This window comes from Pseudoduganella sp., assembly GCF_041914865.1.
GTDB lineage: Bacteria > Pseudomonadota > Gammaproteobacteria > Burkholderiales > Burkholderiaceae_D > Rugamonas.
In genome coordinates this window covers 1-13,614 of the sequence record NZ_JAYSCO010000059.1, presented here as the reverse complement: position 1 = coordinate 13,614, position 13,614 = coordinate 1, and the positions used below count along the sequence as shown (strand labels likewise).

The window sequence follows — 13,614 nt, the reverse complement described above, 5'->3', positions numbered from 1 at the left end:
GATAAAACTGAACCGGCCGGGGTGACCCGGCCGGGGAGTACAAAATTACTTCAGATTATAGAACGCATCGCGGCCCGGGTAGGAAGCGATGTCGCCCAGATCTTCTTCGATACGCAGCAGCTGGTTGTACTTGGCCATGCGGTCGGAGCGGGACATGGAGCCGGTCTTGATCTGCAGGGCGTTGGTGCCCACGGCGATGTCGGCGATGGTCGAATCTTCGGTTTCGCCGGAACGGTGCGAGATCACGGCGGTGTAGCCGGCGCGCTTGGCCATTTCGATGGCGGCGAAGGTTTCGGTCAGGGTGCCGATCTGGTTGATCTTGATCAGGATCGAGTTGGCGATGTCCTTCTGGATGCCTTCCTTCAGGATCTTGGTGTTGGTGACGAACAGGTCGTCGCCCACCAGCTGCACTTTCTTGCCCAGGGCCTGGGTCAGGTGCGCCCAGCCGGCCCAGTCGCCTTCGTGCATCGCGTCTTCGATCGAGATGATCGGGTACTTGTCGCACCAGGTGGCCAGCAGGTTGGTGAACTCTTCAGCCGACAGCACCATGCCTTCGCCTTCCAGGTGGTACTTGCCGTCCTTGTAGAACTCGGACGCGGCGCAATCCAGGCCGATGGCGATCTGGGTGCCTGGCTCGTAGCCGGCTTCCTCGATTGCCTGCATGATCAGCTTGATCGCTTCTTCGTGCGACGCCAGCGAAGGAGCGAAGCCGCCTTCGTCGCCCACGGCGGTGTTCATGCCCTTCTTGTGCAGGATCTTCTTCAGGGTGTGGAACACTTCGGCGCCGTAACGCACCGCTTCCTTGAAGGATGGCGCGCCGACCGGGATGATCATGAATTCCTGGATGTCCAGGTTGTTGTCGGCGTGCGCGCCGCCGTTGATGACGTTCATCATCGGCACTGGCATCTGCATCGCGCCGGAGCCGCCGAAGTAGCGGTACAGCGGCAGGCCGGCTTCTTCCGCAGCGGCCTTGGCCACTGCCATCGACACCGCCAGCATGGCGTTGGCGCCCAGGCGCGACTTGTTCTCGGTGCCGTCCAGTTCGATCAGGGTACGGTCCAGGAAAGCCTGCTCATTGGCGTCCAGGCCCATGATGGCTTCCGAGATTTCGGTGTTGATGTTTTCGCAGGCCTTCAGCACGCCTTTGCCGAAGTAGCGCTTGGCGTCGCCGTCGCGCAGCTCGATGGCTTCGCGCGAACCGGTCGAGGCGCCGGACGGCACGGCCGCACGGCCCATGACGCCGGATTCCAGCAGGACGTCGCATTCGACGGTCGGATTGCCGCGCGAGTCGATCACTTCACGACCGATGATGTCAACGATTGCACTCATGTGTTTTCTCCAAAGTTAAAGCGAATTCTGGGCAAAATTGTTGCAAGGATAACAGACAGGACCAAACCCGGTAAACCTGGGTCAGACCCAAGGGTCTGACCCTTGGCGTGCCGAAGCCGCAAGCTGCAAAACCGTTGGGGGTCTGACCCTTGGGTCTGACCCAGGTTTACCGGGGTAAAAAAAAGGCCGCAAACGGTTGCGGCCTTCCTGGGCGAATCTTAATTGAAGTTGGTCTCGAGGAAACCAGCCTTCTTGGTCACGCGGTCCAGTTCGATCAGAACGGACAGCAGCTCTTTCATGCGGCCGAGCGGCACGGCATTTGGGCCGTCCGACAGCGCTTGTGCGGGAACCGGGTGGGTTTCCATGAACAGGCCGGCCACGCCCACCGCCACGGCGGCACGCGACAGCACAGGCACCATGTCGCGCATACCGCCCGACGAGCCGCCCTGGCCGCCCGGCAGCTGCACCGAGTGGGTGGCATCGAACACCACCGGTGCGCCGGTTTCGCGCATGATGGCCAGCGAACGCATGTCCGACACCAGGTTGTTGTAGCCGAAGGAAGCGCCACGCTCGCAGGCCATGAAGTTGTCTTCATTCAGGCCCTTGGCCTTGGCTGCGGCACGCGCCTTGTCGATCACGTTTTTCATTTCGTGCGGCGACAAGAACTGGCCCTTCTTGATATTGACCGGCAGGCCGGATTCGGCGCAGGCGGTGATGAAGTCGGTCTGGCGGCACAGGAAGGCCGGGGTCTGGATCACATCGACCACGGAGGCCACGGCGGCGATTTCTTCCACGGTGTGCACGTCGGTCAGCACCGGCACTTGCAGCTCGCGCTTCACGTCGCCCAGGATTTCCAGGCCCTTCTCCATGCCCGGACCGCGGTACGAGGTACCGGAGGTGCGGTTCGCCTTGTCGAAGGACGACTTGTAGATGAACGGGATGCCCAGTTCAGCGGTCATTTCCTTCAGCGCGCCGGCGGTGTCGAACGCCATCTGGCGCGACTCGATCACGCAGGTGCCGGCGATCAGGAAGAACGGTTTGTCCAGGCCTACTTCAAAACCAGCGAGTTTCATGCTGCATTCTCCAGACGGGTGCCGGCGGCTTTATGCGCCAGGGCTGCCTTGATGAAGGACGTGAACAGCGGGTGGCCGTCACGCGGCGTCGATTTGAACTCAGGGTGGTACTGCACGCCCATATACCATGGGTGCGCGTTGGGACCGGTACGCGGCAGTTCCATGATTTCGCACAGGTTCTCGTTCGGGGTGCGCGCTGCCACCACCAGGCCGGCTTCTTCCACGCGCGCCAGGTAATGGTTGTTCGCTTCGTAGCGGTGGCGGTGACGCTCGGTCACCACGCCGCCGTAGATTTCCGCTGCCAGGGTGCCCGGCTTCACTTCGCAGGTCTGCGCGCCCAGGCGCATGGTGCCGCCCAGGTCGGAGTTGGCGTCGCGCTTCTCGATCTTGCCGTCTTCGTTCTGCCATTCGTCGATCAGGGCCACCAGCGGCTGCTCGGTGTCCGGCTCGAACTCGGTGGAGTTGGCCTTGGTGAAGCCGGCCATGTGGCGCGCGTACTCGATCAGCGCCACCTGCATGCCCAGGCAGATGCCCAGGTATGGCACCTTGTTTTCACGGGCGAACTGCGCCGCCTTGATCTTGCCTTCCACGCCGCGCTTGCCGAAGCCGCCCGGCACCAGGATGGCGTCGTACTTGGCCAGTTCGGCGGTGCCCTTGGTCTCGATTTCTTCGGAGTCGATGTACTCGATGTTGACGCGCGACTCGGTGTGCAGGCCGGCGTGGCGCAGCGCCTCGGTCAGCGACTTGTACGACTCGGTCAGTTCCACGTACTTGCCGACCATGCCGATCGACACTTCCGCTTTCGGGTTTTCCAGGTTGTGGATCAGCTTGGCCCACATGGACAGGTCGGCCGGCGCCGGGTTCAGGTCCAGCGCTTCGCAGATGATCGCGTCCAGGCCCTGGTCGTGCAGCATCTGCGGCACTTTGTAGATGGTGTCCACATCCCACACCGAGATCACGGCGCGTTCTTCGATGTTCGAGAACAGCGAGATCTTCGCCACTTCGTCTTCCGGGATCTTGCGGTCGGCGCGGCACAGCAGCGCGTTCGGCGAGATGCCGATTTCGCGCAGCTTCTGTACCGAGTGCTGGGTAGGCTTGGTCTTCAGTTCGCCGGCCGATGCGATGTACGGCACCAGGGTCAGGTGAACGAAGGCGGAGTTCTTGCGGCCGGCGCGCAGCGACAGCTGGCGGGCGGCTTCCAGGAATGGCAGCGACTCGATGTCGCCCACGGTGCCGCCGATTTCGCACAGGGCGACGTCGTAGCCTTCCGCGCCACGGCGGATGTAGTCCTGGATTTCATTGGTGATATGCGGGATCACCTGCACGGTCTTGCCCAGGTATTCGCCACGGCGTTCCTTGCGGATCACCGATTCGTAAATCTGGCCGGTGGTGAAGTTGTTCACCTTGCGCATGCGGGTGGAGATGAAACGCTCGTAGTGACCCAGGTCCAGGTCGGTTTCGGCGCCATCATCGGTAACGAACACTTCACCGTGCTGCATGGGGCTCATGGTGCCTGGGTCCACGTTGATGTACGGGTCCAGTTTCAGCATGGTGACTTTGAGGCCGCGCGATTCGAGGATCGCGGCGAGGGAGGCGGCGGCAATCCCTTTACCAAGGGACGACACAACGCCACCAGTGACGAAGACAAATTTGGTCATTGCGAGATCGGCGCCGGGGAGGCGCGCAGCGGGAAATTGAAATTATAGCTTATTTTGGAGGCGAATGCGTGCGCCAGCGAACAGACCCGGGGCCCCGGCCGATACAACAATGCCATTATTTCAACAGCAGGAGGCCACCATGAGTCACGACCGCGACGAATTTGGCAACTATGTGGACACCGGCCACGACGGCCCGGGCCCGCGCCTGATGGGTGCCGACACCCTGATCGGCGACCATGTCCACAACCTGAAAAACGAGCACCTGGGCACGGTCAAGGAAATCATGCTCGATATGCAGACCGGCCATATCGCCTATGTGGTGATGGCTTCCGGCGGCGTGCTGGGCATCGGCGAGAAACTGTTTGCGGTGCCGTTCGAGGCGCTCTCGCTCGATACCGCCAACCACCGCATGACGCTCAATATCGACAAGGAGCGCATCGAGCAGGCGCCCGGCTTCGACAAGAACCACTGGCCGGACATGGCCAACCAGACCTGGGCCACCGAGCTGCACAACTACTACGGCACCAGCGCCGCGACCAGCGGCCCCAGCCACCTGGACCAGAGCTCGCGCTAAGCCGGCGCCAGGTCGAGCCGCATCGGGATAAAGCGCAGCCCGTGCATTTCCGCCATCGGGCCGGTCGGCACGAAGCCCAGGTGGCGGTACATGCGTTCCGCGAACTGGGAGGCGTTGACGGTGAAGCTGCCGGGATTGCCGCGCGCCAGCGCCGCATCGCGCGCCACTTCCCACAAGCGCTTGCCGATACCCTGGCCATGCCAGGGCGAGGCGACGTAAAGGCTGAACAGGTGCGTGTTGTCGCGCACCGCCGCCACGCCGGCCAGTTGCGCGCCGTCGAACGCCAGGTGGTAAGCGTAGTTTTCCGCCTGCAGGTTGCGGCGGATGATGTCTGGCTGCAGGGTGACCAGGAACTCCTCCGCCCCCGCGCCATCGGGCGCAATCGTCAGATACGGTTGCAGCGACAGGATCAGCGCGCTGATCGCCGCCGCATCCTCGGCCGTGCCCGGCCGCAGCTTGAATGCCATCAAATTCCTCGCACGATATTCTCGCCCTCGACCAGCACATAGGCGCGCCCGTCGAATTTGTAGCGCGCCATGCCGGTTTGCTCCTTGCGTTCGCGCGCCGCATCTTCCGGCGCGCCTTCCGGCCGCGTTTCCTCGTAGCCCTGGAAGCGCAGCACCAGGTCATCATATCGGGCACCGGCGCGTTTTTCAAACTGCCACTTGCCGTTGGTGGTCCAGCAGGTGGACTTGTCGCCGCCGCAGGCGCCCTCGTCGCTGGAGTAGACCGGCAAGCCGCCGGACAGGTCGCGCATGGTGCGCTCATTCAAATCGAACACCGACAGGTGGCTGATGGTATAGCCCTGCCAGGTGCCGCCGTGCTGCACGGTGAAGCCCGGCCTGCCCTCGCCCAGCATCACCCATTCCACTTCGCCGAACTGGCCGAAGGAGCCCAGCTCGGCAATGTTTTCGTGGCGCGCCTCGACCCGCCACTGGCCATTCACCTGGCGCAGCAGGTAGGCGCTCAACAGGCCGGCCGTCGCATGCGATGAGATGCCCTCCTCGTTGTCGTCGGCCATCTGCGCATTGGCCACCAGCGCGACCCGGCCGTCGGCCAGCTCGCGCATGGCGACCGGCTCCAGGCGGAAGACGGCCACCGCGTCGCGCTGGTCGGGCATCGGCATCTCTGCCAGCACGTATTGTTCGCGCGCGGTCGCGGCGCCGTACACGGCACGCAGCAATTCCATCATGCGCGCATGCACGGCGCTGCCGCTGCCCGCCTGCGGCGCCGGTGCGGCCGGTGCGCTCACTGCGGCTGCCACGGCCGGCGCGGCAGGCGGCACGGCAGCCTGGCCAGCCGGCTCCTTGCCGCAGCCGGCCAGCGCGCACGCAGCCAGCAGCGCGGCCGGCGCCGCCATCGTCAACTTAACCATCGATGCCCTCCGCAATATTTTCCCCGCTGAGGAGCTGCAAGCCCTTCGCGTGCAGCGCATAGCGCGCCGTTGCCTTGACCTGGCGCTTGTCGCGCGGCGGGATCTCGTCGGCATAGTCGGCCGCCTCGCTTGCGGGCTTGGGCAGCGCCTGCGCGTCTGCCGCCCTTTGCTCCAGCACGCCCTGGAAGGTCACCTCCAGCTCGGCTGGCGCCGCGCCTTGCGGCGCCAGCATGCGCCAGCGGCCGCTGACGTGCCAGCAGCGCGGGCGCTCGTCCTCGCAATCGCCGTCATTGTCGTTGTGGATGCGGATGGTGTGCGCCGGCAGCGGCGCGACGTTGCTGGCGCCGAGGTCGAACACGCTCAGCGTGCGGATCGTCTGGCCACGGTTGGCGCTCTCGCCTTCCAGCGCAAAGCCGGTGCGGCCCTGCCCCAGGTCCAGCCAGGCCAGGTCGCCCGTTTCGCCATGGCTGCCGACAGCGGCAATCGACTCGCGGCGCTGCGTCAATGTCCAGCGGCCTGCGACCTTCTCCAGCAAGTAGGCGCTGATGCTGGCCGCCAGCGCGTCCGGGCGCTCGCCGGGCATGTCTTCGCTGTCGCGCGGGATGGCGGCGGTGACCAGCGCGGCCTGGCCGTTGGCCAGGAGCCGTGCGCCCAGCGGGACGACCTTCATCGCATCGCGTGCGTTGGGCTGCCCGACGGCGGGCAGATCCGCCAGGGCCTGCGCCTGGCCGGACGCCACGCGCACGGCATCACCAAATACGGCGCGCATCAAATCCAGTTCCAGTTTTTGCGCAGCATTCAGGCCGGCGGTGCTTGTCGCGACGGGTGCTGCAGGTGGGGTATCCGGGGTGCGCTGGCAGGCGGCAAGCAGGCCGAGTGCCAGCAGGGGAATCAATTTCATCTTCATGCAAAAATTTTATCATCGCGCCATGGCGCACATTCTCAATGAAAATCACGGCTCGGGGCCGGCAGGCGGCCCAGCATGTGCGACAGGTCGACCAGGCGCCGCGCCACCAGGTGGCGCACGATGCCTTCCACCTGCCACACGCCGTACACGCCAAGCAGGCGCGCGCCCAGCACTTCGCGCCGGTATTTGTCCACCAGGTCGGGCCACACGATCACGTTGACGTTGCCGGTTTCGTCTTCCAGCGTGACGAACAGCACGCCCTTGGCCGTGCCCGGGCGCTGGCGGCCGGCAACAATGCCGGCGCCGCGCGCCAGCTGGTTGTTGCTGAAGGTGTTCAGCACTTCCGCCGGGAAGAAGCGCTTGGCCAGCAAGGCAGGACGCAGCAGCGCCAGCGGATGGCGGCCCAGCGTCAGGCCCTGCGCGCGGTAGTCGCTGAGGATTTCCTCGCCCTCGGTCGGCGCTGCCAGCTGCGGGATTTCCTCCTCCACTTCGGTGGGACGCAGCAAGTCCTTGTCCGGCACCGCCCCCGCCGCGTTCCACAGCGCCTGGCGGCGGTTGCCGGCCAGCGCCTGCAGGGCATTGCCACCCGCCAGCACCTGCAAGCTGTGGCGATCGAGTTCGGCACGCCGCGCCAGCTCGGCCACGCTGCCAAAGGGGCGCCGCTGGCGCTCGTGCACGATGCGCAGCGCCGCATCTTCGCGCATGCCGTTCAGCAGGCACATGCCGAGCCGCACCGCCGGCTGGCGGCGCTTGCCGCGCCCGGCCATCGCGGCCAGGAATTCATCCGCCGTGACATCGCGCCCGCGCAGCGCGACCTCCGGCGCCGCGACTTCCTCCAGCTCCTCCAGCGACGACTCCCAGCCGCTGACCGTCACATCCACCGGCCGCACCTCGATGCCGTGCCGCCTGGCATCCTGCACCAGCTGCGAAGCGCTGTAAAAGCCCATCGGCAGGCTGTTCAGCAAGGCGCACAGGAAAGCGGCCGGTTCGTGGCATTTGAGCCAGGAGCTGGCATACGTCAGCAGCGCAAAACTCGCCGCATGCGACTCGGGAAAACCGTACTCGCCAAAGCCCTGGATCTGCTGGCAGATCTGCAGCGCGAAGGCCTCGTCATAACCGTTCCTGAGCATGCCGCTGACGATCCGCTGCTGGTATTTCTCCAGGCCGCCTTTGCGCTTCCACGCCGCCATCGAGCGCCGCAGCTGGTCCGCCTCGCCCGGCGTGAAGTCGGCGGCGTCGATCACCACCTGCATCACCTGCTCCTGGAAGATCGGCACGCCCAGCGTGCGGGCCAGCGCCTTCTCCAGCCCGCGCGGCACGTGCGGCTTCACCTGGCCCATGCGCCGCTGCAGGTAGGGGTGCACCATGCCGCCCTGGATCGGCCCCGGCCGCACAATGGCCACCTCGATCACCAGGTCGTAAAACACACGCGGCTGCAGGCGCGGCAGCATGCTCATTTGCGCCCGCGATTCGATCTGGAATACGCCGATGGTGTCGGCGCGGCAGATCATGTCGTACGTGGCCCGGTCCTCCGGCGGCACGCTGTTCAAGCCGAAAGGCAGGCGGTGGCGCTGCGAGATCAGATCGAAGGTGCGGCGCATCGCCGTCAGCATGCCCAGCGCCAGCACGTCCACCTTCAGCAGGCCCAACTCCTCCAGGTCGTCCTTGTCCCACTGGATCACGCTGCGGTCCACCATCGCCGCATTCTCGATGGGCACCAGGCGCGACAGCTTGTCCTGCGAAATGACGAAGCCGCCCACGTGCTGCGACAGGTGGCGCGGGAAGCCCAGCAGCTGCAGCGCCAGGTAGGCCCACTGGTGCGCCAGCGGCGAGTCCGGGTCCATGCCGCATTCGGCAAAGCGCTCCAGCACCTCGCTCTTGCGGTCGAACCAGCGGTGCGATTTGGCCACCTTCTCCACGATTTCCAGGTCCACGCCCAGCGCCTTGCCGCTGTCGCGCAACGCGCTCTTGGTGCGGTAGCAGATCACGGTGGCCGCCAGCGCCGTGCGGTGGCGGCCGTACTTGTTGTAGATGTACTGGATCACCTCCTCGCGCCGCTGGTGCTCGAAATCGACGTCGATATCGGGCGGCTCCTTGCGCTCGATCGACATGAAACGCCCCACCACGCTATTGCCGCGCACCGGGTCGACCGAGGTCACGCCCAGGCAATAGCAGACCGCCGAATTGGCGGCCGACCCGCGCCCCTGGCACAGGATGCCGATCGAGCGCGCATAACGCACGATGTCGTACACCGTCAGGAAGAAATACTCGTACTCCAGCGTCTTCACCAGCTCCAGCTCATGCTCGATCTGCGCCCGCACCTGCGGCGGGATGCCGTGCGGGTAGCGCCATGCGGCGCCCAGGTAGGTTTCCTGGCGCAGGAAACTGGAGGGCGTGTGGCCGGGCGGGATCAGCTCGTGCGGGTACTCATAGCGCAGCTCCTCCAGCGAGAAATGGCACAGCTGGGCAATGCGCAGCGTCTCCTCCAGCGCCGGCGCCGGGTACACGTTCGCCAGGCGCAGGCGCGAACGCAAATGCTGCTCCGCGTTCTGCGCCAGCGCATAGCCGCACTCCGCGACCGGCTTGCCGAGCCGCACGGCAGTCAAGGTGTCGTGCAGCGGCTTGCGCGAGCGCACATGCATGCAGACATGGCCGGCCGCGGTGACGCGCAAGCCATGCTGCAGCGCCACTTCGGCAATGGCCGCCTGGTGCGCCTCGTCGAAAGCACGGCCCAGCAAAGTCAGGCCGATCCAGGCGCGCCCGGGGAACGCCGCCTCCACCCAGGCCGCTTGCCGGTGCAAGCGCTCAACGCTGGCCGGATACTCCGGCAGCAGCACCAGCAGGCAGTCGGGCAAGCCGCGCAGGTGGGCGCGTTCGGGCGGCGGCGCGGCGAAGTCGTCCAGGTGCAGCTGGTAGCTGCCCTTGTCGGCACGCATGCGGCCCAGGGTGATCATTTCCGACAGGTTGCCGTAGCCGTTGCGGTTGGTGGCCAGCGCCAGCAGGGACAGCGCCGCGCTGCCGTCGGCATGGGTCAGGTGGAAATGGGCGCCGATCATGATCGGCAGGCCGCTCTCCCTGGCCGCCGCATGCGCGCGCACCACGCCGGCCAGCGAGCATTCGTCCGTGATGGCCAGCGCGCTATAACCGAGTTTGATCGCGCGCTGCACCAGTTCCTCGGCGTGCGAGGCGCCATGCAGGAAGGAAAAATTGGTCAGGCAAAACAGCTCTGCATACTCGGGCAGGCCTGGACGCGATAACTGTATATCCATACAGTATTCTACACCCGCGCCGGCAGGCTGCGCCACTCTCCTGTATTCTGCCCGGATGGATATTTACGAACTGAAATGTTTTGGTATCGACAACGCCGGCGGCAATGCGGCGCTGGTGATCATGGACGGCCCGCCGACGGCCGATGAGCGGCAGGCCTTCGCCCAGTCCGCCAACAAGAGCGCCTGCGTCTTCATCGATCGCGGCAGCGCCGACGCGGCATGGACGCTGGACTACTTCTACCCGCACATGCGCTCCCCGCTCTGCCTGCACGCCACGCTGGCGGCCGGCCAGGTACTGCTGGCCGACAGCGCCGGCCCGCTGACCGTGCGCACCGCCTGGCGCGGCCAGGCGCTGACCTTGACGCGCGATGGCGCCCACGTCTTCGCCGCGCTGGCGCCGCAAGCCGTGCCCGCGCTGGCGCCGGCACCCGGGGAAAGCAGCCTGGAACCGCTGGCCCAGCGCCTGCTGGCCACGCCCGGCCTGGCGCTGGAGCTGGCATCGGCGCCGGCGCTGGCCTCGGTCGGCAGCCCCAAACTGCTGGTCGAAGTCGTGGACCGCGCCACGCTGCACGCCCTGGCCCCCGACCTGGCCGCCATCCACGCCTGGGGCAAGGCGCACGGCATCAGCGGCGTCTACGCCTGGTGCCGCCGCCCTGATGGCGCGCTGGAAGGACGGAACTTCAACCACCTCGACCCGGCCATCGAAGACAGCGCCACCGGTGTCGCCGCCGGCGCCCTCACGCGCCACCTCGGGCACGCCATCCGGCTCTACCAGGGAGCCAATGTGGGACAGCCCTGCCTGCTGCACACAAGCGTGGCGGCCGGCACCATCCTGGTGGGCGGCCGCACCAGCCTGGTGCACGGGCCAGCTTAACATTTTGTCTACGTTGCAAAAATAAAACAAAGGGGCGCGACGATTCAAGTGCGGCATATCGATAGTTGGCGGCGTTCTATAGAATGACCTGCAACTTTTCGTCGGAGAAACCGCATGACCCGTCACTCGATGCTGCACAAAGCTGTCCTGTCCGCGCTGTACGGCGCCGGCGCCCTGTCCACCATGGCCGCCTTCCCGGCCATCGCCCAAACGCAAAGCGCCAACAGCGACAATATGACTGTCGTGAACGTGGTGGGTTCGCGCCGCGCCACCAGTTCCACCACCGATACCGTGGCGCCGATCGATGTGATCCCGCTGTCGAAGGCGACCGAACAAGGCGCCCAATTCGACCTGTCGCAGACCCTGACCTACATCTCGCCGTCGTTCAACTCGACGCGCCAGACCGGCGCCGACGGCGCCGACCTGGTGGACTCCGCCGCGCTGCGCGGCCTGAGCTCGGACCAGACCCTGGTGCTGGTGAACGGCAAGCGCCGCCACACCTCGGCCCTGGTCAGCATCTTCGGCGCGCGCAACCGCGGCGCCACCGGCACCGACATGAACGCCATCCCGGTCATGGCCATCAAGGATGTGCAGGTGCTGCGCGACGGCGCCGCCGCCCAGTACGGCTCGGACGCGATTGCCGGCGTGATGGACATCGGCCTGAAAAAGAATGTCGGCTGCGAATCGGCCATCGGCTTTGGCCAGTACGGCGCGGGCGACGGCAAGAACTGGCTGGCATCGGCCTACTGCGGCTTCGCCGTGGCCGGCGGCACGGTCGGCATCACCGGCGAATACCTGGACCGCGGCCGCTCCAACCGCGCCGAGCCGGGCAACCCGCGCACCATCGGCGACTCCAAGTCGGAAAACCAGACCCTGTACGTGAATGGTGAAATCCCGGCCGGCCCGGGCCGCGTCTACTTCACCGGCGGCGTGCAGAAGCGCGACGCATCGAGCGGCGCCTGGGCGCGCGACGGCGTGGACGACGTCCCGACCCGCAACTCCGCCGCCATGTACCCGAACGGCTTCGTGCCCTTCATCAACGGCGACCTGGACGACCGCTACGCCATCCTCGGCTTCAAGCAAAAGTTCGGCGACTGGAATGCCGATATCTCGCAGACCTACGGCTACAACCGCCTGATGTACAACATCAGCAATACCCTGAACGCCTCCATCGCCAACCTCGACAAGCTGAACGGCGGCAAAGGCGTCAGCAAGAGCGAGTTCGACGCCGGCGGCTTCTCGTTCCAGCAGTCGACCACCAACTTCGACATGAACCGCTACTTCCAGGGCCTGGTCGGCGATGGCCTGAACGTGGCCTTCGGCGCCGAGTACCGCGCCGAGAAGTACAAGATCTTCGCCGGCGAGCCGGGCTCCTACATCGACGCCGACGGCGCCGGCGGCGGCAATGCCGGCAGCCAGGGCTTCCCCGGCTTCCAGCCGAGCGACGCCACCAACGCCAAGCGCCACAGCAGCGCCGCCTACCTCGACCTGGAAGCGGACCTGAACAAGGACACCCGCCTGCAAGGCGCCCTGCGCTGGGAGAAATTCAGCGACTTCGGCTCCACCGTGACCGGCAAGATCGCCGGCAGCTACCGCGTGTCCGACCCGGTGCTGCTGCGCGCCTCCGCCTCCACCGGCTTCCGCGCCCCATCGCTGCAGCAGGCCTACTTCTCCTCCACCTACACCGACTTCGTGGGCGGCGTGCCGACCGACATCTCGATCACCCCGGCCGTCGGCCCGGTTGGCAAGGTCGCCGGCCTCGACCCGCTGAAGGAAGAGAAATCGCGCAGCTTCACCCTGGGCGCCACCTGGACCCCGAGCGAGGCCCTGTCGGTCACCGCCGACCTGTACCGCATCAAGATCAAGGACCGCATCGTGCTGTCCGGCCTGTTCGACGAATCGAACTACCCGACCCTGGCCGCCAAGCTGGCCACCCTGGGCGTCGGCGGCGCGCAATTCTTCGTCAACTCGGTCGACACCAAGACCCAGGGCCTGGACCTGACCGCCGCGCACAAGGGCACGCTGTTTGGCAACAAGCTGACCAGCTTCCTGGCCGTCAACTTCAGCAAGACCGAAGTGACCGACATCCACGCCCCGGCCGCGCTGCAAGGCTTCGAAGACGTGCTGCTGTCCGAACGCGAGCGCCTGTACCTGGAGCAAGGCGGCCCGCGCCGCAAGGCCACCCTCGGCTTCGACTACGCCACCGGCGCGCTGGAAACCAGCTTCAAGATCATCCACTTCGGCCCGCAGACCCTGGGCACCTGGAGCGGCACCGCCGCCGGCGTACCGAACCAGAAGTATGAAGCGAAGACCTCGGCCGACCTGGGCTTCACCTACAGCTTCATGAAGAACGCCAAGTTCAGCTTCGGCGCGGCCAACATCTTCGACGTCCACCCGAGCAAGCAGAACCCGGACGAAACCGACAACGGCTTCAAGTACGAAAGCGTCCAGTTCGGCCTGAACGGCGTATCCTACTTCGCCCGCCTGCACGTCAAGTTCTAAACCAAAATTCGGGGTCAGGTCTGACAATCGGACAAATTGCTACGCAATTTGTC

10 protein-coding genes are annotated in these 13,614 nt (G+C 65.7%); 3 read left to right on the top strand and 7 right to left on the bottom strand.

All coding sequences use genetic code 11. The features are described 5' to 3' along the window. Nucleotides 1-45: 45 nt before the first annotated feature. From eno to ACE3TQ_RS21635, 3 genes are all read right to left on the bottom strand, one after another. A complete protein-coding gene (gene eno, locus ACE3TQ_RS21645; protein WP_374584885.1) occupies nt 46-1,329 on the bottom strand; it encodes a phosphopyruvate hydratase in 1,284 nt (427 codons plus the stop codon). Nucleotides 1,330-1,547: 218 nt separating this feature from the next. Beyond that, nucleotides 1,548-2,402 carry a 3-deoxy-8-phosphooctulonate synthase gene (gene kdsA / locus ACE3TQ_RS21640; protein WP_374584883.1) on the bottom strand — a complete coding sequence of 285 codons (855 nt, stop codon included), beginning with the start codon at nt 2,400-2,402 and terminating at the stop codon, nt 1,548-1,550. Then, complete coding sequence (locus ACE3TQ_RS21635; RefSeq protein WP_374584881.1) at nt 2,399-4,060, bottom strand: CTP synthase; 1,662 nt, start codon at nt 4,058-4,060, stop codon at nt 2,399-2,401. The genes kdsA and ACE3TQ_RS21635 overlap by 4 nt, the downstream gene beginning before the upstream one ends. Nucleotides 4,061-4,199: 139 nt before the next feature. Between ACE3TQ_RS21635 and ACE3TQ_RS21630 the strand changes: the two genes are divergently transcribed. Continuing rightward, entirely contained in the window at nt 4,200-4,634 is a 435-nt protein-coding gene (locus ACE3TQ_RS21630) for a PRC-barrel domain-containing protein (protein WP_374584879.1), read from the top strand. Here the strand turns inward: ACE3TQ_RS21630 and ACE3TQ_RS21625 are convergent. The 4 genes from ACE3TQ_RS21625 to ACE3TQ_RS21610 are packed head-to-tail and all read right to left on the bottom strand — an operon-like array spanning nt 4,631 to nt 10,185. Beyond that, a complete protein-coding gene (locus ACE3TQ_RS21625; protein ID WP_374584877.1) occupies nt 4,631-5,101 on the bottom strand; it encodes a GNAT family N-acetyltransferase in 471 nt (156 codons plus the stop codon). The genes ACE3TQ_RS21630 and ACE3TQ_RS21625 overlap by 4 nt on opposite strands. Further along, nucleotides 5,101-6,009: a hypothetical protein gene (locus ACE3TQ_RS21620; RefSeq protein ID WP_374584875.1), complete on the bottom strand. Its 909-nt coding sequence runs from the start codon at nt 6,007-6,009 to the stop codon at nt 5,101-5,103. Before ACE3TQ_RS21620 ends, ACE3TQ_RS21625 begins: the two co-directional genes overlap by 1 nt. Next, nucleotides 6,002-6,916, bottom strand: coding sequence for a hypothetical protein (locus tag ACE3TQ_RS21615; RefSeq protein WP_374584873.1), 915 nt, complete (start codon nt 6,914-6,916; stop codon nt 6,002-6,004). The genes ACE3TQ_RS21620 and ACE3TQ_RS21615 overlap by 8 nt, the downstream gene beginning before the upstream one ends. A 35-nt stretch (nt 6,917-6,951) precedes the next feature. Then, nucleotides 6,952-10,185, bottom strand: a complete 3,234-nt coding sequence (locus ACE3TQ_RS21610) for an error-prone DNA polymerase (protein ID WP_374584871.1) — start codon at nt 10,183-10,185, stop codon at nt 6,952-6,954. Between the two features lie 55 nt (nt 10,186-10,240). Between ACE3TQ_RS21610 and ACE3TQ_RS21605 the strand changes: the two genes are divergently transcribed. Next, complete coding sequence (locus ACE3TQ_RS21605) at nt 10,241-11,059, top strand: PhzF family phenazine biosynthesis protein (protein WP_374584869.1); 819 nt, start codon at nt 10,241-10,243, stop codon at nt 11,057-11,059. A 114-nt stretch (nt 11,060-11,173) separates the two neighbouring features. Then, on the top strand, nt 11,174-13,561 hold the full coding sequence (locus tag ACE3TQ_RS21600) for a TonB-dependent receptor plug domain-containing protein (RefSeq protein ID WP_374584867.1): 2,388 nt from the start codon (nt 11,174-11,176) through the stop codon (nt 13,559-13,561). The last annotated feature ends 53 nt before the right edge of the window (nt 13,562-13,614 follow it).